A 21,896-nucleotide genomic window follows, 5' to 3' on the forward strand; every position below is an offset into this window, starting at 1 on the left:
CCAAACACAAAGGAATATCAATGAAAAAACTGTTTTTTGTATTTTGTGTCATTTTAAATCTTTCGCTTTCTGCTTACACAGATTCTAAACTCACACTTATTATGGCTGGAGACGCCCTGCTGCACGCTTCTGTATATAATGATGCAAAAAGGGAAAATAACCATTACGACTTTAGCCCTATGCTTAAAGCACTTGAAGATGTTGTCCCAAAATATGACCTTGCTTTTTATAATCAAGAGACGATTTTAGGTGGCAAGGAGCTTGGCTTAAGCACTTATCCTGCCTTTAACTCCCCACAAGAATTTGGCGATAATATACTCTCTTTAGGCTTTAATCTTATCTCATTAGCCAATAATCACACGCTTGATAGGGGTGAAAAGGCTATACGCTCCTCCCTTGCATACTGGAAAGACAAACCTGCTCTCACCGCTGGAAGCTATGAATCTTTAAAAACGCGTGATACTCCACAGATTCTAGAAAAAAATGGCATTACATACGCACTTTTAGCCTACACTTACGGCACAAATGGAATCCCCGTTCCAAAGGGCAAAGAATATCTTGTGAATGTCTATACAAAGGCAATGCTTGAAAAGGACATTAAGGCTATACGCGATAAAGTGGATTTGCTGATTGTATCAATGCACTGGGGGATTGAGTATGAGTTTGAGCCAAGTGTAGAGCAGAGAAAATATGCTAAGCTTTTGGCGGATTTGGGAGTGGATTTAGTCATCGGCACACATCCGCATGTTGTGCAACCCGCAGAATACATAGGAGATACTTTAATATTTTACTCACTTGGGAATCTTATCTCCGCACAAAAAGGCACAAATAAACGCATAGGAATGCTAGGAAGCGTGGAGATTGAAAAGCTTGAAAATGGCAAGGTGAAAGTGAAAAATCCTAGGGCAGAGCTGATTTATACCTACTACAATTCACACTTTAAGGATTTTAAGCTAATGTGGTTTAGCGACCTCAACAACGCAATTCTGCCTGATTATAAGAAAATTTATAAGCAATATATAAATATTATCACTCAAGGAAAAAGTGAGATTCAAATTGGGTTATAGATTTAAGATGAGCTACTAGAATCTAGCGGTAGGTAAGATTCTAGCCAAAGATTCTAGCGTTGTGCTTTAAAATGAATGCGTTGATGGCATTCTTTGCAATTAATGGGGTGGGTAGAATTACTCACAAAAATATGCATAGATTCTGTGAGTTTATGCTCCTTGCCCGGACACGCACAAGTATAATAATAGTGCTTGACATCTCGCACTTCACAACTCGCATTTTTCTCCAACTGCTCTTCGCGATACTTTTCAATCTGCATATCCTCTTGCAAAATATGCGTCAAAAGCCAGTCTTTAGCGATTGTTGAAATCATCTCTTTTAGAATCTCCACAGAATGCACATTTTTTACCATTCCTGCCATATCAGCAACAATTGTTCGGTGAATCTTCCTATGCTCCTCCAAGCGTGGATAGCCAATCGCCTGCATATACTGCTCTTCATCTTTAAAGTGCGTTTTCATATAATCAAAAAACTCAATAAGGATCATCTTTACTTCATTGGCTGAACTAGGGCTATTAGCGATACGACACGCCTTATGAGCCAAAGCAAAAAGCATTTGATGTTGCTGGTCAATAATCTCGTGATGAACGCTAAAATCATCGCTCCAATCTGGTAGCATATCTCCCCCTTAAGCTAAGTGATTTATCCAAGTGCATTTTGAACCTTAATGCTCTGCTGACACTCTTTGCAGCGAATACTTTGTGTGCTATTTTTCACAAAAATATGCATAGATTCTGTGAGTTTATGCTCCTTGCCCGGACACGCACAAGTATAAAGGTAAAATTTTTGAGGTTGTTTGGTTGGATTCTTACTTTGAGCTTCTTTGCGATATTTTTCAATCTGCATATCTTCTTGCAAAATATGTGTCAAAAGCCAGTCTTGCGCCATAATCATAATTTTGTCTTTTAGCTCATTTGCCGAGTGAATACTTTTTACCATAGCTGCCATATCAGCAACGATTTTTCGGTGAATCTTCCTATGCTCCTCCAAGCGTGGATAGCCAATCGCCTGCATATACTGCTCTTCATCTTTAAAGTGCGTTTTCATATAATCAAAAAATTGGGTAATCATATCTTTGACTTCATTGCGCGTAGTGTGGCTGTTGGCAATCTTATACGCCTTATGTGCAAGGTCAAATAATATTTGATGTTGCTGGTCAATAATCTCGTGATGAACGCTAAATTTTTCACTCCAACTCGGCAACATAGCAAACCCCATTTCCTTATTTTAAACTGAAAGCGACTTGGATTTTATCTCTTTTATATTTAATTTTAAGTTAAAATAAACATTCTTGCATAAGAATCTTAAAACTTTTGCGGTGATGGGGACAATATCCATTTTTGGCGATGGCTTTTTTATGTTGCAATGTCCCATAGCCCTTATTTTTAGCTAAAAAATACTGCGGATACAGCTTATCAAGCTCGTGCATTTGCCTATCCTTACTCACTTTTGCCACGATAGACGCACAGGATACAATGGGCATAATATCATCGGCTTTCACCAAAGTCTGCACCCCAACGCCACTTTGTGTAAGGATATGTGGAATCTTAGCCTGAAAGGTTGTATTGCCATCCATTATTATTTCCTGTAAAGCATTCTTTGAATCCGTGGAATCTGTAGGATTCTGCTCTACATCTTGTTCTAAAAGATTGTGTTTTGCGGTGTTTTGTTCCACATTTTGCCCTATAAGATTTTGCAAAGTAGCAAAATCCGCAATTCTACACAGAATCTGCTCTATGCCATTTTTCATCGCAATGCTTAAACCAAACTTATCAATCTCCCACGCTTCAATCTGTGCCACAAACAGCCCTATTTCGCCCTTATGTTGAGATTCTAACAAAGTTTGATAGATACGCTCTCTTTGCTTTGGGGATAGCTTTTTACTATCTTTTGCACCAAAATGTGCAATATTTTCCTCTCTCCCAATCACACCAGCAACAAACAACGCCCCGCAAATACAGCCTCGCCCAGCCTCATCAATCCCTGCTACCCACATAAAATCTGCACCTTTTAACTTCAAATAGTATCTTTATGCCCCACAAGGCATACCAAAATTGCCCAGATTCTATACTATTTCGCATAAATCTATCCAAAATTCACAGCTCAAGGCTTTATTTTAAGCTTAAGACATTACAATTAAGCCCTTTAATTTATAAAATCTTAAATTATCTTTCATGGAGACATTCAAATGAAAACATTGATGAAGCTGCTAGAATCTTGTATATCGCTCACGCTATGGGCTAAAAGCCTAGCATTACTTACAGCAACGCTAGGTATATTTACTCTCAATGCGTGCAGTGATAATGATCTTGTTGTAGCCACTTCGGCAAATTTTGCACCTTTTGAATATATTGATGGCAAGGAATTTAAGGGTATTGATATGGATATTGCTGAAGTCATTGCCAAAAAGCTTAACAAAAAGCTTGTAATTAAAGATATGGAGTTTGATTCTGTGGTTACTTCACTTGCAAGTGGAAACGCGCATATCGCCCTTTCAGGCTTGACGATTAACGACACGCGCTCCAAAGTTATTGATTTTAGCCAAACTTATTTTAGTGCTTCACAAATGGTGATTGCTAGGGCTAATGATACACGATTTGCAAATATCACCACAAAAGAAGAGCTTTTAAAAACACTTCAATCTATTCCAAATCTTAAAATTGGTGTGCAAGTCGGCACAGCAGGCGAGTTTTACGCTAAAGGCGATAGCGATTGGGGTTTTGAAGGATTCCATAACGCACAGGTAAAAAGCTTCTCAAATGGGGCATTAGCTGCAATTGCTATGAAAAATGAGCAGATTAACATTGTGATTATTGATGAAATGCCAGCGCGTGAGATTGTCAAGGCAAATAGTGGCACACAGCTCATTGATATTGCCTTGACGAATGAAAAATACGCTATTGGCATAGCACCTAATGATAAAGAGCTTAAGGATTCTATAAATGCTATTCTCAATGAAATCCGGCAAGATGGCACATTAGAATCTATCATCAATAAATATTACGCACAATAGGACTATATGGAACTCACACAAAAATACGAGCTTTTCTATCACCAGTTTATTACAAATGGCGGCTACAAGCTTATCCTAGAAGGGCTTGGCACGACACTGCTGCTTGCTATTGCCGCTCTCATCATTGGCGTGATTGTCGGCACACTTGTAGCCATTGCCATTACGCACAAAACCCCTTCAATCCCGCATAGAATCTTATGTGTGTTTTTAAAAGCCTATGTTGGTTTTTTCCGCGGGACACCCATTGTGGTGCAGCTACTTTTTATCTACTTTGTGATTCTCCCAGCCTTTGGGCTAAAGGGTATGAGTGCGTTACTTGTGGCGGTGGTGATTTTTGGGCTAAATAGTGGAGCGTATGTGAGTGAGATTATCCGCAGTGGAATCTTAAGCATTGATAAAGGGCAAGATGAAGCTGCAAGGGCATTGGGGCTTAGCTCAAGTTTAAGTATGCGTTATATCATCTTCCCCCAAGCGTTGAAAAATTCCCTGCCAACTTTGGGTAATGAGTTTATCGCCTTATTGAAAGAAACTTCCGTGGCAAACTACATCACGGTTCACGATTTGACTTATGCGTTTAAAAGCATAGGCAGTGCGACTTATGAATATATGTTTCCATACTTTTTCCTAGCCCTAGCCTACTTGCTACTTGTGATGTGTGCGAGCTATCTTGTGAAACTCTATGAAAGGAAGTTACGAGCAAGTGATACGCATTAATGGGCTAAAAAAATATTTTGATTCTAAGCTTGTATTAGCAGATATTCATCTCCATATTAAAATGGGCGAAAAGGTTGTCATCATAGGACCAAGCGGGAGTGGTAAATCAACCCTGCTGCGTTGTTTGAATCTCCTAGAAGTGCCTAGTTCTGGCGAGATTTGGCTTGATGGTAAGATGATTTTCCCTCAAAACAAGCAAGATTCTTGGGACTTAAACAAGGCTAGGACAAAAATGGGTATGGTGTTTCAGCATTTTAATCTTTTTAATAATCTTAGCGTTTTGCAAAATCTCACCCTTGCCCCCACACTTTTAAAACTCTTAAATGAAAATGAAGCTAAACAAAAAGCCCAAACACTGCTTAAACGCATAGGACTACTTGATAAGCAAGATGTGTATCCCTCCCGCCTAAGCGGCGGACAAAAGCAACGCGTAGCCATTGCCAGAGCGCTTATGAATAAGCCTGAAGTTATGCTTTTTGATGAGCCAACTTCTGCACTTGATCCTGAAATGGTGGGCGAAGTGCTTGATTTAATGCGGGATTTGGCAAATGAGGGTATGAGTATGGTGTGTGTAACGCACGAAATGCGATTTGCTAGGGAAGTGGGGAGTCGCATTATCTTTATGAGTGAGGGTAAAATCATAGAGCAAGGCACTCCGCAAGAAATTTTTGAAAACCCCCAAACCCCAAGACTTAAAGACTTTCTAAGCAAAATTAGAAACTAGTCTTTAGAATCTTTATTTACAAATCTTTGTCTATCCCAAAAAACTCTTTTAGCACATTGTGATTGCTAGGCAGGATTCTATGATGTGGATACGAGCCAACCACAATGGAATTGCTCGGCACATCTGTATTGATAATAAACGCATTTGCACCAAAGATGACATTATCGCCAACTTGACACTTCCCAATAACCTTGCTTGACGCACATAGCACCACGCCTTCACCCAAAGTAGGATAACATATCTCGCCATCTCGTGTATCGCCCCCAATAGTGCAGTTTTGATACACGCAAAGATAATTCCCATATCCTGCTCTGCCAAATACACTTCCCACAGGGTGAGTGAGATAAAACACTTCGGGCAGACATATCTCATAATATATATCAATCCCGTGTAGAATCTTATTTAAATAATACACCTTTGTGGCGAGTTTTGCCTTATCTGCTTTATACAGAGAGTGTGAAAGAAAATACAAAAATGTCGCATATTTATCAGTATGATAAAAATCTTCTATGCTTAATTGAGTTTCATAATACTTAAGGCAAATTTGCTTATTGCAACGCCAAAATGCGTCTAACGCCCTTTTCACATCGCTAGATTCTAGCTTTAGAGAATCTAGCCTAGAAAAGAACACATCTATTTGTCCTTGCACAAGCAACAAAACTTTAGAGGTTAGCATAACCCACCCCCAAAAAGTTTGTATCAATATTTAAAAAATTAGCACAAACAAAGAAATTATTTATCTGTAAGAAGGCACAAAGACTTTGTATTCTATTTTTTAGCTTTGAAGGGCACCCCCCCCCCCCCCGCAATATTATTTTACTTTTCATTGTATTCCTTTGTTTTATTTTGAGTTGAATGAGAATTACTTAAACTCTTTGCCAAAAGACTTTTTAGCCTATCAATCCGCTGATTTGCCACGCTAGAGATTGTCATAACAAAACATAAATTTTTAGAATCTTGTGTCTTTTGTATATCGCTCTGCGTGTCAAACATAGAATCTAAACTCTCCTGCCTTAAAGATTCTGCTACAATCTCACATTCCCCCGATAAACCCCGCATCGCAGGAAAATGCTTTTTCACAAATGCGTTAAAACTAGATTCTAAATCACTTCCACCCAAAGTATCACTTTTACTTAGCACAATGCCAAAGGAGCGGGTTTGAAGCGTGTGTGAAAACTTTCCTAGCTCATTACACAAGCTTTCAAATTGTAAGGAAATATCCATATCCCTACTCACATCAAGCACAAATAGCAACATTTTAGTGCGTTCAATATGCTTTAAAAACTCTAAGCCTAGCCCCCTGCCTTCACTTGCCCCATCAATAATGCCCGGAATATCCGCCACCACAAACGAGCTATAATCCCCCACATCAACCACACCAAGATTTGGCACAAGCGTGGTAAATTCATAATTCGCAATCTCTGGCTTGGCGTTTGATAGCACAGAAATGAGTGTGGATTTACCGACATTAGGATAGCCCACAAGCCCCACATCAGCAATCAGCTTTAACTCCAAAGCAATATGTCGCTCCTCCCCGCTTAAGCCACTTTGAGCGTAAGTTGGTGCTTGATTTGTGGAGTTTTTAAAATGCGAGTTCCCTAGCCCACCCTTGCCACCTTTCAGCAAACGCGAATGCATAGGGCATTTATCCATATCAATAATAATCTCTTTTGTGTCAAAATCTAGAATCTGCGTCCCCAAAGGCACTTTAATAGTAATGTCCTCCCCTCTCTTGCCACTGCACCGCCTAGCCCCACCGGGCTGCCCATTCTTAGCCTTATAATGCCTTGCTCCGCGGAATTTTGAAAGCGTATCAGTATTATTATCCACCTCCACATACACATCGCCGCCATCGCCGCCATCGCCGCCATCAGGACCACCTTGAATCACAAACTTTTCCCTGCGGAAGCTCACAGCCCCAGCTCCACCCTTACCAGAAGCGATAAAAATATCCACACTATCTACAAACATACACTTTCCTACACTCTAATTTTTGCAAAATCAAAACATTAATAAAATAATACGCTATAATTCCAAACATTCCCTACAATCAACCAACCAAGGAGCGTTACAATGTCAAAAGATACAAATTCATATCAGCCAAAAGTCGCCATTATCGTGCCAATTTACAATGTGGAGAAGTATTTAAAAAATTGCTTAGATTCTCTTATCAATCAAACATATAAGAATCTAGAGATTATACTCGTTGATGATGGAAGCACAGATAAAAGCACTGATATAGCAAAAGCATATTTTGAAAAAGATTATAGAATCACACTTATATGCAAAAGCAATGGAGGACAAGGGAGTGCGAGAAATGCGGGGATTGAATATGTAAGCAATGGCTTTGTTCTAACGCCACTTTTTGAGCCAAAATGCACAGCATTAGATACAGTAGATTCTATAAACCCTACATATACCACTTTTGATTATCAATCTATGCCTTTTACCTTTCAGGCTACGCTTAAGCCAAATGCCCTTAGTGCCAATCATATAGACTATCTTACAGGAGAGACTTTTTCTTTTGCTTCTAGCTATGTAGCTATGGGGGGGGGGCATAAGCTAAATTCTTTATCTAAACCGCTTGATTATTCCATTTATTCTTGCATTATTTTTTCTCACTCCCCTACACCACCAAAACAAGTTGAATATATACATTTTGTAGATTCTGATGATATGTTAAGCGTTGATTGTATAGAGCAATGTATAGAGAATATAGGGGAATGCGATATTATTTGGCACGATACGAAGTATATTTATGAAGATGGTATCCCCAAAGAACAGCATACTCCCCTTTTACAATCACTTCACCTTACGCAAAAACAAGCCCAAAATGGAAGCTTCAATGCCCTTGAACTATGGAAATATACTCATTCTTTTTCTTGGGTTCATCAAGGATTATTTAAGTTTTCCATGCTTGAAAATTTGCGTTTTTCAACACCACTTGCTAACGAAGATGCCCTTTTTGGTATGCTCCTTTTTGCTAGGGCAAAAAACATTAAAATCACATCATTTTATGGGCTTATTTACCGCTATCACACTGCTTCAGTATCAGCACACGGAGAATCTCAAAATATCTATCGCAAAACCTATCCCCTCTTTATGAGTAGTATTGTTATGGCGTTTCAAAATGGTTATAAAATTAAACACTATTATTTTGCCTACTCCTGCACTTATATTTGCCTTGGACTTTTAGCGTATATTGAAACATTAGATGATTCTCAATTAGCGTTAAAAAATAAACTTATAGAATTTTTACAAGTGAGGGCTGTATATGCTTTTGGTGCTATGAGTTTTGAATCTGATCCTAAATATGTCCGTCCATTATTAAAGCCCTTAGAACCTTATATGCAAAAAGTAGGTAAAGCTAATAAAATAGCTTACTTTACACCAAAAATCTATAAGATTCTAAAATGGTTAAATGGGAAAAGGAGAGGATTAAGATTGGGAAAAATTCAAAATAGCTAGATTCTGCATTGTCGCAGAATCTAAGGGGGTTAAGAAGCGGGGATAACAGAAACTTTCTTGCGGTTTTTATCTTTTTGCTGGAATTTCACAATCCCATCAATCAACGCATAAATCGTATGATCCTTGCCTAGTCCTACATTATCGCCCGGATGCACTTTCGTGCCTCTTTGGCGGACAATGATATTCCCCGCACGCACAAATTGAGAACCAAACTTCTTCACACCTAAGCGGCGTCCAGCTGAATCGCGGTTGTTTTGGGTGCTACCCTGACCTTTCTTGTGTGCCATTTCTACTCCTTTATTTTGCTATGATTTTGAGAATCTTCACACGAGTAAAATCGCGTCTAAAACCTCTTTTTGTCTTACTGTCTTTTCTTCTGCGTTTTTTGAATGTAACGACCTTTTTGCCCCTGCCTTCGTTAATGACTTCCGCTTCAATCTTAGCACCCTTTACAAAAGGATCACCAATTTGTGCCTTATCATCGCTTACAATGGCTAAAACTTCGTTCAATTCAACCTTTGACTTCGGCTCAAGGCTCATCTTATCAAGTAGCACAATGCTCCCTTCAACAACCTTGTATTGTTTGCCTCCATTCTTAAAAATTGCATACATCGCGTATCCTTGTGAATTGAAGTGTTATTTTTGCTTTTAGAAAACAAAGGTGGCGATTTTATCGCAACATTCTTTAATCTAAGCTTTGAATTGCTATAATCCCGCCTTTTTAGATTCTTACAACACAAAGGATTTATATGCTTTTTTTTCACAAGATTCGGTTTAGAACTGCTTTACTAGCCTTGCTTATGACATTTCAAATGTCAAATCTCTATGCCAAGACACAAAGCCCTAAAGTCCCCACAGCCTATAATGGCACAATCTTTATTTATCAAACTTCTACGCCAAACCCACTTAACTACAATAATGGCAAAAAATCCCTGCATTATATGCTTCACCCTAGTAAAAAGGGGGAATTTATAGCCTTTATTCCCATAGGCTATTATGACGAGGGCGTTAAAACCTTGCATAGCCCAAAGCAAACAGAATCTAGTCCGCAAACAATCAAGATTCTCCAAAAAGACTATCCAAAAAAGGAGCAAATCAATGTCGCCAACGATAAAGTGAGCTATTCTAATGAAGTAGCAAAACGCATAGAACAAGAAAAAAATGCCGCTGTGAAAACTTATGCCACCATCACAAAAGGGCGTTTGTGGGATAAGCCTTTTATCAAGCCGCTAGATTCTGCTATCACTAGCCCTTATGGGAGTGCTAGAATCTTTAATGGCAAGGTTAATAGCTACCACGGCGGCACAGATTTACGCGCCAGTATTGGCACACCTATCCTTGCTACAAATGACGGAAAAGTAGCCCTCGTGCAGGATCGCTACCTTTCAGGCAAATCAATCTACATTGATCACGGCTCTAGCGTGTATAGTGTGTATTTTCACCTTGATGAATTCCTAGTCAAGCAAGGGGATATGGTAAAGCAAGGGCAAGTCATTGCCAAAAGTGGCGATACAGGACGCGTAAGTGGGGCGCATTTGCATTTTGGCATTGTGATAAATGGCACAAATGTTGATGCAATGGACTTTATTGAACAAGTCAATGCGTTGTTTTAATAAAAATAAAAGGAGATTTATGCAGATTCTAATCACAGGAGCAGATGGCTTTATCGGCTCTCATCTTACACAAGCCCTTTATGAGCAAAGCAAAATACAAGATTCAGTATTTTTTAACGCAAAAATTAAGGCGTTAAGCTTATATAATTCCTTTAACTCGTGGGGTTGGCTTGAAGATATTGATTGTTTGGATTCTATTGAAGTGATAAGTGGCGATATACGCGACCCGCATTTTTGTAAGCATATTTGTAAAGGTGTGGATATGGTATTTCATCTTGCCGCACTCATCGCCATTCCCTATTCTTATGTTGCACCAGATAGCTATGTGGATACTAATATCAAAGGCACACTCAATATCTGCCAAGCTGCACTAGATTCAGGTGTGAAACGCATTATCCACACAAGCACAAGCGAAGTCTATGGCACGGCACAATATGTCCCCATTGATGAAAAGCACCCATTACAACCTCAAAGCCCATATTCCGCAAGTAAAATCGGTGCAGATGCCATTGCAATGAGTTTTCATAACGCCTTTTGTCTGCCCCTTACCATAGCACGACCCTTTAATACCTATGGACCAAGGCAGAGTGCAAGGGCGGTTATCCCAACTATCATTACGCAAATTGCCAATGGGGCAAAGCAGATTAAGCTAGGCGACACGACGCCAACGCGGGATTTTAACTATGTCAAAGATACTTGTGCGGGATTTATCGCTCTAGCCTTAGCGGAAAATACCATAGGCGAAGTTATCAATATCGGCTCAAATGCTGAAATAAGTATCCACGATACACTAGAGCTGATAAAAGAGCTAATGAAAAGTGATGTGGAATTTATCACAGAAAAGCAGAGAATCCGCCCCGAAAAGAGCGAAGTCTTCCGTTTGTGGTGTGATAATACAAAGATTCAATCTCTCACAGGCTTTAGCCCACGATACACGCTCAAAGAAGGCTTACAGGAAACAATTGAGTGGTTTTCAAACCCAAATAATCTTGCTAAATACAAAAGTGATATTTACAATATCTAAAAAAATCCAAAGGAGAAAAAATGCCAACTTCACAAAACACAAACCCCACACAAAATGTCAATAGTGGAGAAACGAATCGCCCAAAAGTGAATCTCGCCACCTTGCTAGATTCTAATAAAATTATTCCACATTATGAAAGCATAAGAGAGAGAATTTTAACGGGGGGGGGGGATATACTAAACTCTTTACCACCCATTGCTGCGGAATTTCACTGGTGTGCGAGCTGTAATTACAACTGCGTACATTGTAGCTACGGACAAAGACGCCAAAACAAATCCCGCCTAAGCCCCGAAGTCATCACCCAAACAATCAAAGACTTAAGCTCCCTTGGCACAAAAGCCGCCTATATCTCCGGTGGTGGAGAACCAACTACCCTTAGCAAATGGCACGATTATGCTCAAATGATGCTAGATTCACAAATGGAAGTAGCCCTTATCACAAATTCTGTGGCGATTAAGCCTGAGCATTATAAGCTCTTGCGACAATTTAACTACATTGCCGTGTCAGTGTATTCCACAAAAGAGGAGCAGTATAAGGCAATCGTGGGAGCTAATCATTTTGAGGGGCAATTCTCACTGCCCAAAAAGCTAAAAGATCAAGATTCTAAACTCATCGTTGGGGCAAGATGTGTCATCAATGGCATTAATTACCAAGAGATTTTTAACACCTACAAAAAGGCTATGGAAGAGGGCTTTGATTATATTATCTTTATCCCTGCGGTGGATTATGAGAAACGCTCCATTAATTTGAGTGAAGAGCAAAAGCAAAGTGTATTAAAGCAGATAGAAAATGGACTTTCACACATAAACCCCGCCACGACAAATCTTATTAATGTCAAAAATAATGGTGTGGGGCATTATGGCAGCACATACCTGCCTAAACTCCAAAAAAGCGTGTTATGCAACGCCATTGCTATGCGGAGCAATGTATTTATAAACTATGATGGCGAAGTGTATCTCTGCCAACCCCTTATAGGCAACAAAGAATATAGCCTAGGCAATCTTAACGAGCAGAGATTTTTAGACTTATGGAATGCAAAAAGACATAATGAAGCGATTGCCAAGCTACACGAGAAATTTGCCAAAGGTGCGTGTGAAAACTGCCGAGCTATATCCTATAATGTAGCGATTGATACATTGCTCCAAGGCAATAAACCTGCTATAATCCCAAGCGATAATTTTCTCTAAGATAGTTTTTTTGCTACAATACCAGATTATTGCACGATAACAACACAAAAAGGGGTTAGAATCTATGGGTTCTATGAGTGATTTTAATGATATTTTTAGCTTTATCCGTGAGCTTTATGATAGTCCGCAGGGCTTTATCCCATTACACGAGCCACGATTTATGGGGAATGAGAAGGCATATCTTTTAGAATGTATTGATAGCGGCTTTGTCTCAAGTGTAGGGGCGTTTGTAGATTCATTTGAAAAGGAAATTGCCAAGTTTTGCTCTAGTAAATACGCCATAGCCGCCACAAATGGCACTTCAGCCCTACACGCTACACTTCACGCCCTGAATGTCAATGCAGAATGCGAAGTGATAACCCAGCCCCTAAGCTTTATCGCCACAAGCAACGCCATTGCCTACACGGGAGCCGCTCCGGTATATATTGATGTGGATTTAGACACAATGGGACTATCCCCACTCTCACTCAAAGCCTTTTTAGAATCTTATGCAATAAAAAAGGGGGGCGTTACCTACAACAAGCAAAGTGGCAAGATTCTTAAAGCCTGTGTGCCAATGCACACCTTTGGACACCCTGCAAGAATCCAAGAGATTAAAGCAATATGCGATGAATGGGGGATTTTACTCATTGAAGATAGTGCGGAGAGCTTAGGGAGCTATGTATGCCACACAGATTCTCAAAAGAGTAAAGATTCACAAATCCACACCGGCACCTTTGGAATCTGCGGAATCCTTAGCTTCAATGGTAACAAAACCATAACCTGCGGTGGCGGTGGGGCGATTCTTACCCAAGATGAAGCATTAGCAAAAAAGCTTAAGCACCTTACCACCACGGCTAAAATCCCCCACCCTTACGAGTATAAACACGATATGCTAGGTTTCAATTATCGTCTTCCAAATATCAACGCAGCCCTAGCCCTAGCTCAAATAGAGCAGCTCCCAGCATTTTTACGCGATAAGCAAGACATTGCTAAAGAATATGAAGCGTTTTTTGCTACGCAATTACATTGTAGCTTTATAGGTGCTAGAGTAGGCACACAGCCTAATTTTTGGCTTAATGCCCTACTACTAGATTCCAAATCTTTGCGTGATGAGTTTTTAAAGCAGAGCAACGCTCAAGGCATTATGACACGCCCTATTTGGAAGCTTAATAATGAACTTAATATGTATCGCCACTGCCAAAGCGATGAGCTAAAAAATGCCAGATTCTTGCGTGATAGGATTGTCAATATCCCAAGCAGTGCGAGAATCCATAGCCTTAAAAAGTCTAGCTGATGGCTAAAAGATTCCACATACTTCATCATATTAAGCCAAAGCTTGTGCTTATCGGCGGTGGCGGACACGCTAGGGCTTGTATTGATGTGATAGAGAAGGAAAATCGCTTTAAGATTTGTGGCATTGTAGATTCTAATGCCTTACAAAATGGCATTAGCGAAGTGCTAGGCTACCCTATACTTGGCGGAGATGAATTGCTAGAATCTTTATATACTCAAGTCAAAATCGCCTTTATCGCCCTTGGACAGATTAAAACGCCAACTCACAGAATGCGTATTTACCAAAATCTTAAAACCATAGGCTATAATCTCCCCACTATCATATCCCCACTTGCCTATATCGCAAAGGGAGTGAATCTTAAGGAGGGAAGTATCATTATGCACCACGCCCTTGTGAATGCGAATGCAAAAATCGGCACAGCTTGTATCATTAACTCCAAAGCCCTTGTAGAACACGACTGCGTTGTAGAAGATTTTTGTCATCTCTCCACCGCAAGTGTCATCAATGGTAACTGCCACATCGGCGAAGGAAGTTTTTTAGGGAGCAATATGATTTTAGCTCACAATACCGCTGTTGCACCAAACTCTCTGCTTTATAACAATCCGCTAGAAGTTTCACAAAATATCTCTCGCATAAGCCCAAGCCTAGCCAACAAAAGCAATTCGCAAAGTAGTTTGCAAGAATCCACCACGCATTATTCCAATAAGAATCTCTCTTTACAAATAGATAAAAATTTAACGGGGGGGGGGATAGAATAAAATATCTCTATCCTTGTAACTCCAGCTTTTCTTTCTTTAGATTCCAAGCAATATCTTTTTACCCTTTCTCAAAACATATCACTTCATCTTATCCTGTAAAGATTGCTGTATGAGTGGATTTTACAGCATAAATGAACTCCTAGACTTAGGCATAAAGATTCCAAAAAATCCAAAAAATATTTTTATCTCAAAAAAAGCAAGTCTCTATAACGCAGAACGCATAAGTGTGGGGAATTATGTCCGCATTGATGACTTTGCGATTTTAAGCGGAAATATACAAATAGGTAGCTTTATCCATATAGGAGCGTGGGCTAGCCTCTCTGGTGGGGAAGCTGGCATTGTGCTGGAAGATTTTTGCGGTCTTTCGCAACGCGTAAGCCTTTTTAGCTCAAGTGATGATTATAGTGGGAAAAGCCTAACCAATCCTATGATACCCTCAAATTTTAAAAGCGTTAGCACCTCTAAGATTGTCCTACAAAAGCATTGTATCGTGGGAGCTGGAAGCGTGATTCTACCCTCAAGCAAAGGCTTAAGTGAGGGAGTGAGTGTGGGGGCTTTAAGCCTTGTTGTTCGCCCTACAAAACCTTTTGGAATCTACTTTGGCAACCCTGCAAAAAGAATCTTGGAGAGAAGCAAAAATATCCTCACACTTGAAAAAGAATTTTTAAAATCTTTAAAGAGTGAATTTTTAACGGGGGGGGGGGATAAACTAAAGCTTTTTTCACATAATATTCATAATATTCACTCTCTCATAACCCTACAAGATTCAAAGAGCATTATCTCAAGGAGAAGTGCCTAATGTCTCTTTGCAATCTTACTCCCAATACTCATCAAAAATTTTTATTCGTCGGCAATCGCCTTGAAGTATTGCAAGCTATGCTTCAAACTTGCCACAATCTCACTATTTGTATGCAGTCTCAAACCTATGCCGCACACACCTTGCAAACAAGCCTCTCTCCAAAATACAAAAAGCATTGTTATGAATTTTCATCAAAAAAAGAGCTTTTAGCCCTTGTGCAAAGCCTAGAATTTGATGTGCTAGTCTCCAATGGCTGCCCTTACATTCTGCCTATATCGCAGATTCAAAAGCCACATCAAATTTTTATTAACTGCCACCCATCTTTACTACCAAATCTCAAAGGCAACCACCCCATTAATGGAGCGATTTTGTTTCATCAGCCAAGTGGGGCAACTTGCCATATAATGACTAATGAGATTGATTCTGGGGCGATTATCTCGCAAGTGCCTGTTTATAATGATGATAACATATCTCTACCACTGCTTTATCAAATGTGCTTTTTAGCCGAAAAAGAAGCCTTTCTCCTTGCTATGCAAAGGGATTTCAAGCCTGATGAAAACTTTTTATCTCATAGCACTCCACCCATTCCCTACTACACACGGGCAAATTCCCATTTAGAGCTTGACTTTCATACACAAAGCACCCAGCATATTATTGATACCATAAAAGCCTTTGCTATGCAGACACAAGGAGCATATCTCAAATGCAATTCTTCTGTGCGTTTCATAGATGCAAAGCTCATTTCCAATCCATTCCTTGAAAGGACATTTGAGCAATCTCGCCTTAATGATATACTGCTTTCTTTTGACAATCACATACTTTGCAAACGAGAAGAGGGCTTTTTGCAACTCACCCTAGCAAACAAAAGCAAGATTCCACAGTCCCTAACAAAAAATGCTTGTGATATAAAATCCCAAACCTGCATTACAGATTCACACACTTACAACATTTCACATCACTGCAACATCCCACAAACAACAATCAAGGCAAATATGGAATCTAGCCACGCACAAACAAGCATTTTTAGCCAAGATTCTTATGCTAAAGCCCTTTTAGAACCACTCTTATATAATCAAAAGCAGATTTTTCACTTCTCATACACGCAAGGCAGTGATTTTTTCTCTAACACCGCCATCATAGAGCCAATACCCAACACACCCTACTTTGATATGAGCTCCCCCTATGGCTATGGTGGATATTTTAGCAACTCTAGCGACATAAACTTTTTACGCAATGCCCTAGAAGCACAAGCACAAGAAGCAAGGAAAAGAAACATTATCGCTGAGTTTATCCGCTTTCACCCACATTTTAGCTCCACACCGCATTTTGCTCATTTGCTTGATTTTTTTGATAATACAAGAGAGATTATAGCCACAACTACGGACACACAAGCAAGATGGCAAAGCTATTCTTCAAGGCTTAGAGGGAAACTTAGAAAATCACTTCAAGCCTTGCAAGTAAGCCAAAGCTACGATACAGAGCTTTTTCACACACTTTATACGCAAACAATGCAACGCAACAACGCAGATAAGTTTTATTTCTTTGATATAGCCTATTTTAAAACCCTGCTCCAAATGCCCCAATGCGTAATGCTACAAGCCACATTTGAAGGCAAAATTGCCGCAATGGGAATCTTTTTATTTGATTCCTTATGCGGATACTATCACTTAGGGGCGAATGCCGATATTTCACTTGATAAGAATCTTAATGCTATGGGAGCGTTGTTTGAACACTTCTTTGAAATCGCAAAAGATAAGGGCATATCCCAATGTATCCTAGGCGGTGGCAGAGGGAACGATAAGCAAGATTCTCTTTTTGTTTTTAAAAAGCAATTTAGCACACATATTTTACCTTTCACAATCGGTGGCAAAATCTATGACAAGCAAATTTATCAAACCCTAAAGGCAAATACAGAATCTACAATATTCCTAGCCTATCGTATAAGCCAAGATTCACACAAAGTAGCAGATAAGGAAATTGCACGGGGGGGGGGGCAGTATGGATTTATATACCGATTCGGCTTTGGATTTTTCTGCGGATTCAATTTTGGATTCAACCACAACCCCAGATTCAGCTTCTGCTTCAACGGATTCAACGCCACACCAGAGCTAAGATTCAAGGCAGTAGCAAAGGCAAAAGCCCTGCCCTATTTACGCACTGCTTATACTCCCCTATCTATCCCTACCATAGATTCAAAGCCAAAGCCTTTAAGGAAAGCCTATGCGTAGCCTAGCTCCACTCAAAATAGGCTACTTCGCCGATGGTATTTGGTCGCATAATGCCTTTAGAAAAATCATCGCACACAAAGACTTTTGTGTCTGCTTTATCACACCGCGATTTGACAGCACCGATGAGACTTTGCATAACTTTGCTAAAACGCATAATATCCCCTATATCAAAGCTCAAAATATCAATTCGCCCGAGTTTTTAGCCCAAATAGAATCTTTTGAGTGTGATATTTTTGTCTCAATGAGCTTTAATCAAATCTTTAAAGAACCGCTTATCTCCACGCCTAGGCTTCATACCATTAACTGCCACGCTGGGAAGCTACCCTTTTATCGTGGGCGGAATATCCTAAATTGGGCGTTAATCAATGATGAAAAGGAATTTGGCATTAGTGTGCATTATGTGGATAGTGGGATTGACACGGGCGATTTGATTTTGCAACGCACTTATCCCATAAATGACAAAGATGACTACTCTACACTTTTACGCACAGCCCACACAGAGTGTGCGGAAGTATTATTTGATGCACTTTGTCTTTTGCAGAGCGGCAAAGCGGAGCGGATACCACAAAGACATATCCACGAGATTGGATTCTACTGCCCTGCTAGAGTGAAGGGCGATGAGTGGATTAACTGGCACAAGACTTCAAGGGAGATTTTTAACTTTATCCGTGCGTTAAACGCCCCAGATTTAGGAGCTAAAACTCGCACAAACACCCAAGAGCTACGCATTTTTAAAGCCCAAGAGATTAAAAATACTCCGCATTATATCGCCACACCCGGTTGTGTTGTAGGCATAGAAAAAACCTTACAAAATCCCCTAGAATCTGCCACACAAGATTCTACAATGCACGATTCTATCACGGCAGAATCCGCCACGCAAAATGCTATGATACTGCCACATCTCATTATCAAAACGCTAGATTCTACATTACGCATTACGCACTATCAATGTGCCAAAGCACTTAAAATCGGCGACAGGCTATTAAGTGATATTTTAACGGGGGGGGGGGATAAAACTCTAATTTTTTATCTCTCATCTTCTCCCATTATTTCTTATCTTTTCTTTATTGCTATGGGCGTGTTTTATCACAAATTTATTACCCTTTTTTCTACTTTTACATCTTTATTCAATACTGCTTGTTTCAATCTTATTTTAAGGAGCAAAAAATGCAAACACAAATCCAATCATTAATCTATAAAACTCTCCAATCTCTAGCAGATGAGCTAGAGAATGAGAATCTAAAAAATCCAACACTTGAAACAAAAATCTATGGGATTGAGGGCAATTTAGATTCTCTAGCCCTTGTAAGCTTTATTGCCGACTTAGAGGAAATGTTAGCAGATGAACTCAATCTTAATCTTATCCTAGCTGATGAAAAGACAATGAGCGGAAGAAACTCGCCTTTTAAAGATGTCGCTACCCTAAGTGCCTATATCCTAGAAAAAAGTCAAAGCAATGCCTAGAGTCATACTTATCACAGGGACACGCAAGGGCATAGGCAGGGATTTAAGCGAGTATTACTTAAATAAAGGCGATATTGTGTGTGGCTGTTCGCGGACACAAAGCAATTTAGAGCATAAAAATTACAGACATTTCACCCTTGATGTGAGCGATGAAAATGCGGTTGTAAATATGGTAAGGGCTGTGAAAAAGGAATTTGGCACAATTGATGTATTGCTAAATAATGCCGGAATTGCTTCTATGAATCATATCCTTACTACACCACTAAAAACTATGCAAAATATCTTTAACACAAATGTGTTTGGTAGCTTTCTTTTCTTACGAGAAGTCTCAAAGGTTATGGTGCAAAATTATAAAAAGCGTATAAAGGATTTAGAATCTAAGGGGCTAGATTCTAAAAATAATGCGAAAAATGCCATTGCGGAAGCGGTTTGTGATGATTTTAAAGAATCTGCAATCTTAGATTCTAACAATAAGGATTCTACTGCGGAAGGATTTTTGAGTGATTTTAGTGGTTTTACTAAAGAAAGCATAGCTTTTGGAGCGAAAGGTGAAGGGAGTTTATTAAACATAAATGACCGAGCCTTGAGCGAACAATCCGCTAAAAGCACCAAAAAGCCGACGCAAACAACGCAAATGCCCTATCGTATCGTAAATTTCGCCACAGTCGCCACCCCCTTACGCCTAGAGGGAGAAGCCGCCTATGCCGCTTCAAAAGCCGCACTAGTCAATCTCACACAAGTGTGTGCTAAGGAACTAAGCGAGTTTGGCATTACCATAAATGCCGTTGGTCCCACACCTGTGCCAACGGATTTAATCAAAAATGTCCCTAAAGCAAAGATGGACGCCCTTTTAAATCAACAAGCCATCAAACGATTTGGTGAGTTTAGAGATGTGCTAAATGCCATTGAGTTTTTCTTAGATGAAAAAAGTGATTTTATCACCGCACAAGTCATTTATCTTGGAGGCGTAAATGCGTAGTGATTCTTATAATTTCACGCACCCATTCTTACGCAAGATTGAGAGTTTTAAGCAAGATTCTATATGTCTTATTGCACAAGATCAAAGCCACACTTATGGGGAGCTTTTAGATTCTACACGCAATGCCCTAAATTTACTCAATAGCATAAAGGCAAATAGTGTCATTGGCATTATCGGTGATTATGATTTAAAGACTTTAGCCTTTTTCCTAGCGTGTGTAGAAAAGGGCTTTATTGTTACGCCTCTATCTGCTTCACTTATCCCAAAAGATTCCATATTCTCTCCTATGCTTCAATCTTATATCAAAGAGGGGCAAATAGACTATCTTTTCTATAATAACACCTTGCATTCTACGCGTAGCATAGACAAAAAACACAGCATTATCGCTTCCTTGCAGGCAAATCACACAAGCGGATTAATCCTTTTTTCAAGCGGTAGCACAGGCAAACCCAAAGCCATAGTGCATAATCTAAACACCTTGCTTCAAGGTTTTTTAGAGAAAAAGCCAAAGCGTATAAATATCTTATTATTCCTTATGTTTGATCATATAGGTGGGCTAAATACGCTTTTTAATGTGCTAAGTCTTGGGGCGTGTGGCATTACTCTAAAAAATCGCAAAGATATGCAAGAGATTGCAAAAAGTATTCAAGATTACAAAATCGCCCTTTTACCCGCTAGTCCTAGTTTGCTTCATCTCTTTTTGCTTTCAAACCCAACGCAGCTTTATGATTTAAGCTCACTAAGGCTTATTACCTATGGCACAGAAAAAATGTCAGATTCTCTTTTAGCAAAGCTTAAAAACGCTTTTCCAAAAGTGCGATTTCATCAAACATTTGGAGCAAGTGAGATAGGTATCACGCAGACTACAACAAAGGATAATTTTATCCACCTTGATAATATGGAATATAAGATTGTAAATAATGAGCTTTTTATCAAATCCCACACAAACGCACTAGGCTATCTTAATAGTGATAATAGTGTGTTTGATAATGAAGGCTACTTTGCTACTGGAGATTTAGTAGAAGTAAAAACTATTAATGGGGAAGAGTATATAAAGATTATAGGCAGGGCAAAAGAAGTTATCAATGTGGGTGGAGAGAAAGTTATCCCACAAGAAGTTGAGGGAGTGCTATTACAGATTCCATTTATAAGTGATTGTGTTGTATATGGGGAATCTAATGCGATTACAGGGCAAAGTGTAAGTGTAAAGGTGGTGTTAGATTCTAATCATTACATAAAATCTAGCAAAGCAGAATCTGCAAACTTAGATTCTAAAAACACAGACAGCAACACTGCGGAAGTATCTTTGAGTGATTTTTAGTGGTTTTCAAAGCAAAGGCGAAGGGAGTTACCTAAGGGGTAATGACCGAGCCTTGAGTGCAGAATCCGCTAAAAGCACCAAAGAGACAACGCAGGTAACGCAGAATCTAGAATTAAAAAAATACATAAGAACTTTCTGCAAAGACAAACTTGCCCCCTTTAAGATTCCAAGTAAAGTCATCGTTGTGGAATCTTTGGAAGTGAGCGAGAGATTCAAGAAATTGCGACTTACTAATGGGGGGGGGGTAACACTCTATGAGT

Annotated in this window: 22 protein-coding genes and 1 pseudogene; 16 read left to right on the forward strand and 7 right to left on the reverse strand. The window is 39.5% G+C overall.

Features of this window, described 5'->3' with window-relative positions; genetic code table 11:
* The first annotated feature begins 20 nt into the window (after positions 1-20).
* On the forward strand, positions 21-1,067 hold the full coding sequence (locus tag HCN_RS05660) for a CapA family protein (protein WP_002956495.1): 1,047 nt from the start codon (positions 21-23) through the stop codon (positions 1,065-1,067).
* Positions 1,068-1,120: 53 nt separating this feature from the next.
* On the opposite strand, the gene HCN_RS05665 is transcribed toward HCN_RS05660, so the two are convergent.
* From HCN_RS05665 to HCN_RS05675, 3 genes are read right to left on the reverse strand one after another with little or no spacing between them, the layout of a single operon-like run.
* A complete protein-coding gene (locus HCN_RS05665) occupies positions 1,121-1,687 on the reverse strand; it encodes a hemerythrin family protein (RefSeq protein ID WP_002956494.1) in 567 nt (188 codons plus the stop codon).
* 23 nt (positions 1,688-1,710) lie between these two features.
* The gene (locus tag HCN_RS05670) at positions 1,711-2,286 is read right to left on the reverse strand and encodes a hemerythrin family protein (RefSeq protein ID WP_002956493.1); all 576 of its coding nucleotides are present in this window, start codon (positions 2,284-2,286) and stop codon (positions 1,711-1,713) included.
* A gap of 58 nt (positions 2,287-2,344) precedes the next feature.
* The gene (locus HCN_RS05675; RefSeq protein ID WP_231997470.1) at positions 2,345-3,088 is read right to left on the reverse strand and encodes a ribonuclease HII; all 744 of its coding nucleotides are present in this window, start codon (positions 3,086-3,088) and stop codon (positions 2,345-2,347) included.
* A gap of 168 nt (positions 3,089-3,256) precedes the next feature.
* Between HCN_RS05675 and HCN_RS05680 the strand changes: the two genes are divergently transcribed.
* From HCN_RS05680 to HCN_RS05690, 3 genes are read left to right on the forward strand one after another with little or no spacing between them, the layout of a single operon-like run.
* Complete coding sequence (locus HCN_RS05680; protein WP_014667571.1) at positions 3,257-4,081, forward strand: ABC transporter substrate-binding protein; 825 nt, start codon at positions 3,257-3,259, stop codon at positions 4,079-4,081.
* Between the two features lie 6 nt (positions 4,082-4,087).
* Positions 4,088-4,795: an amino acid ABC transporter permease gene (locus tag HCN_RS05685; RefSeq protein WP_002956489.1), complete on the forward strand. Its 708-nt coding sequence runs from the start codon at positions 4,088-4,090 to the stop codon at positions 4,793-4,795.
* Entirely contained in the window at positions 4,782-5,519 is a 738-nt protein-coding gene (locus tag HCN_RS05690; protein WP_014666833.1) for an amino acid ABC transporter ATP-binding protein, read from the forward strand. The genes HCN_RS05685 and HCN_RS05690 overlap by 14 nt, the downstream gene beginning before the upstream one ends.
* A 16-nt stretch (positions 5,520-5,535) precedes the next feature.
* On the opposite strand, the gene HCN_RS05695 is transcribed toward HCN_RS05690, so the two are convergent.
* A complete protein-coding gene (locus tag HCN_RS05695; protein WP_014666834.1) occupies positions 5,536-6,195 on the reverse strand; it encodes an LbetaH domain-containing protein in 660 nt (219 codons plus the stop codon).
* Positions 6,196-6,335: 140 nt separating this feature from the next.
* On the reverse strand, positions 6,336-7,490 hold the full coding sequence (gene obgE / locus HCN_RS05700) for a GTPase ObgE (RefSeq protein ID WP_014666835.1): 1,155 nt from the start codon (positions 7,488-7,490) through the stop codon (positions 6,336-6,338).
* 102 nt (positions 7,491-7,592) lie between these two features.
* Between obgE and HCN_RS05705 the strand changes: the two genes are divergently transcribed.
* Positions 7,593-8,987, forward strand: coding sequence for a glycosyltransferase family 2 protein (locus tag HCN_RS05705; RefSeq protein ID WP_014666836.1), 1,395 nt, complete (start codon positions 7,593-7,595; stop codon positions 8,985-8,987).
* A gap of 29 nt (positions 8,988-9,016) precedes the next feature.
* Here the strand turns inward: HCN_RS05705 and rpmA are convergent, their stop codons facing one another.
* Both rpmA and rplU read right to left on the reverse strand, forming a co-directional pair.
* Positions 9,017-9,274: a 50S ribosomal protein L27 gene (rpmA, locus tag HCN_RS05710; RefSeq protein ID WP_014666837.1), complete on the reverse strand. Its 258-nt coding sequence runs from the start codon at positions 9,272-9,274 to the stop codon at positions 9,017-9,019.
* A 10-nt stretch (positions 9,275-9,284) separates the two neighbouring features.
* Positions 9,285-9,599 (reverse strand): 50S ribosomal protein L21, encoded by a 315-nt coding sequence (gene rplU, locus HCN_RS05715; protein ID WP_002956483.1) that lies wholly within the window; start codon positions 9,597-9,599, stop codon positions 9,285-9,287.
* Positions 9,600-9,736: 137 nt separating this feature from the next.
* Between rplU and pgp3 the strand changes: the two genes are divergently transcribed.
* The 11 genes and pseudogenes from pgp3 to HCN_RS05770 form a co-directional block, all read left to right on the forward strand.
* Complete coding sequence (gene pgp3, locus HCN_RS05720; protein WP_014666838.1) at positions 9,737-10,600, forward strand: peptidoglycan metallopeptidase Pgp3; 864 nt, start codon at positions 9,737-9,739, stop codon at positions 10,598-10,600.
* A gap of 19 nt (positions 10,601-10,619) precedes the next feature.
* The gene (locus HCN_RS05725) at positions 10,620-11,624 is read left to right on the forward strand and encodes an NAD-dependent 4,6-dehydratase LegB (RefSeq protein WP_002956481.1); all 1,005 of its coding nucleotides are present in this window, start codon (positions 10,620-10,622) and stop codon (positions 11,622-11,624) included.
* 20 nt (positions 11,625-11,644) lie between these two features.
* The gene (locus HCN_RS05730) at positions 11,645-12,811 is read left to right on the forward strand and encodes a radical SAM/SPASM domain-containing protein (RefSeq protein WP_002956480.1); all 1,167 of its coding nucleotides are present in this window, start codon (positions 11,645-11,647) and stop codon (positions 12,809-12,811) included.
* Positions 12,812-12,875: 64 nt separating this feature from the next.
* The gene (locus tag HCN_RS05735; protein ID WP_014666839.1) at positions 12,876-14,087 is read left to right on the forward strand and encodes a LegC family aminotransferase; all 1,212 of its coding nucleotides are present in this window, start codon (positions 12,876-12,878) and stop codon (positions 14,085-14,087) included.
* Entirely contained in the window at positions 14,087-14,845 is a 759-nt protein-coding gene (locus tag HCN_RS05740; protein ID WP_014666840.1) for a NeuD/PglB/VioB family sugar acetyltransferase, read from the forward strand. Before HCN_RS05735 ends, HCN_RS05740 begins: the two co-directional genes overlap by 1 nt.
* Before the next feature lie 109 nt (positions 14,846-14,954).
* On the forward strand, positions 14,955-15,644 hold the full coding sequence (locus HCN_RS05745) for an acyltransferase (RefSeq protein WP_014667572.1): 690 nt from the start codon (positions 14,955-14,957) through the stop codon (positions 15,642-15,644).
* On the forward strand, positions 15,644-17,872 hold the full coding sequence (locus HCN_RS05750; protein WP_014666841.1) for a formyltransferase family protein: 2,229 nt from the start codon (positions 15,644-15,646) through the stop codon (positions 17,870-17,872). The genes HCN_RS05745 and HCN_RS05750 overlap by 1 nt, the downstream gene beginning before the upstream one ends.
* Complete coding sequence (locus tag HCN_RS05755) at positions 17,865-19,064, forward strand: methionyl-tRNA formyltransferase (RefSeq protein ID WP_002956476.1); 1,200 nt, start codon at positions 17,865-17,867, stop codon at positions 19,062-19,064. The genes HCN_RS05750 and HCN_RS05755 overlap by 8 nt, the downstream gene beginning before the upstream one ends.
* Positions 19,040-19,336: a hypothetical protein gene (locus tag HCN_RS05760; protein ID WP_002956475.1), complete on the forward strand. Its 297-nt coding sequence runs from the start codon at positions 19,040-19,042 to the stop codon at positions 19,334-19,336. Before HCN_RS05755 ends, HCN_RS05760 begins: the two co-directional genes overlap by 25 nt.
* A complete protein-coding gene (locus HCN_RS05765) occupies positions 19,329-20,315 on the forward strand; it encodes an SDR family NAD(P)-dependent oxidoreductase (RefSeq protein ID WP_002956474.1) in 987 nt (328 codons plus the stop codon). The genes HCN_RS05760 and HCN_RS05765 overlap by 8 nt, the downstream gene beginning before the upstream one ends.
* A pseudogene (locus tag HCN_RS05770) lies at positions 20,308-21,868 on the forward strand (ANL family adenylate-forming protein); the annotation flags it as partial. The gene HCN_RS05765 and the pseudogene HCN_RS05770, both read left to right, overlap by 8 nt.
* Positions 21,869-21,896: the final 28 nt, after the last annotated feature.

Source organism: Helicobacter cinaedi PAGU611 (genome assembly GCF_000284635.1).
GTDB classification, from domain to species: Bacteria; Campylobacterota; Campylobacteria; order Campylobacterales; family Helicobacteraceae; genus Helicobacter_C; species Helicobacter_C cinaedi.

Excerpts from the sequence above, each read along its gene's own strand:
- HCN_RS05670 (WP_002956493.1), bottom strand. The coding sequence starts at position 2,286 with ATGGGGTTTGCTATGTTGCCGAGTTGGAGTGAAAAATTTAGCGTTCAT.
- HCN_RS05660 (WP_002956495.1), top strand. The coding sequence starts at position 21 with ATGAAAAAACTGTTTTTTGTATTTTGTGTCATTTTAAATCTTTCGCTT.
- HCN_RS05680 (WP_014667571.1), top strand. The coding sequence starts at position 3,257 with ATGAAAACATTGATGAAGCTGCTAGAATCTTGTATATCGCTCACGCTA.
- pgp3 (WP_014666838.1), top strand. The coding sequence starts at position 9,737 with ATGCTTTTTTTTCACAAGATTCGGTTTAGAACTGCTTTACTAGCCTTG.
- HCN_RS05685 (WP_002956489.1), top strand. The coding sequence starts at position 4,088 with ATGGAACTCACACAAAAATACGAGCTTTTCTATCACCAGTTTATTACA.
- HCN_RS05730 (WP_002956480.1), top strand. The coding sequence starts at position 11,645 with ATGCCAACTTCACAAAACACAAACCCCACACAAAATGTCAATAGTGGA.
- HCN_RS05745 (WP_014667572.1), top strand. The coding sequence starts at position 14,955 with ATGAGTGGATTTTACAGCATAAATGAACTCCTAGACTTAGGCATAAAG.
- HCN_RS05705 (WP_014666836.1), top strand. The coding sequence starts at position 7,593 with ATGTCAAAAGATACAAATTCATATCAGCCAAAAGTCGCCATTATCGTG.
- HCN_RS05735 (WP_014666839.1), top strand. The coding sequence starts at position 12,876 with ATGGGTTCTATGAGTGATTTTAATGATATTTTTAGCTTTATCCGTGAG.
- HCN_RS05750 (WP_014666841.1), top strand. The coding sequence starts at position 15,644 with ATGTCTCTTTGCAATCTTACTCCCAATACTCATCAAAAATTTTTATTC.
- rpmA (WP_014666837.1), bottom strand. The coding sequence starts at position 9,274 with ATGGCACACAAGAAAGGTCAGGGTAGCACCCAAAACAACCGCGATTCA.
- HCN_RS05760 (WP_002956475.1), top strand. The coding sequence starts at position 19,040 with ATGCAAACACAAATCCAATCATTAATCTATAAAACTCTCCAATCTCTA.
- HCN_RS05665 (WP_002956494.1), bottom strand. The coding sequence starts at position 1,687 with ATGCTACCAGATTGGAGCGATGATTTTAGCGTTCATCACGAGATTATT.
- rplU (WP_002956483.1), bottom strand. The coding sequence starts at position 9,599 with ATGTATGCAATTTTTAAGAATGGAGGCAAACAATACAAGGTTGTTGAA.
- HCN_RS05695 (WP_014666834.1), bottom strand. The coding sequence starts at position 6,195 with ATGCTAACCTCTAAAGTTTTGTTGCTTGTGCAAGGACAAATAGATGTG.
- HCN_RS05740 (WP_014666840.1), top strand. The coding sequence starts at position 14,087 with ATGGCTAAAAGATTCCACATACTTCATCATATTAAGCCAAAGCTTGTG.
- HCN_RS05725 (WP_002956481.1), top strand. The coding sequence starts at position 10,620 with ATGCAGATTCTAATCACAGGAGCAGATGGCTTTATCGGCTCTCATCTT.
- obgE (WP_014666835.1), bottom strand. The coding sequence starts at position 7,490 with ATGTTTGTAGATAGTGTGGATATTTTTATCGCTTCTGGTAAGGGTGGA.
- HCN_RS05765 (WP_002956474.1), top strand. The coding sequence starts at position 19,329 with ATGCCTAGAGTCATACTTATCACAGGGACACGCAAGGGCATAGGCAGG.
- HCN_RS05755 (WP_002956476.1), top strand. The coding sequence starts at position 17,865 with ATGCGTAGCCTAGCTCCACTCAAAATAGGCTACTTCGCCGATGGTATT.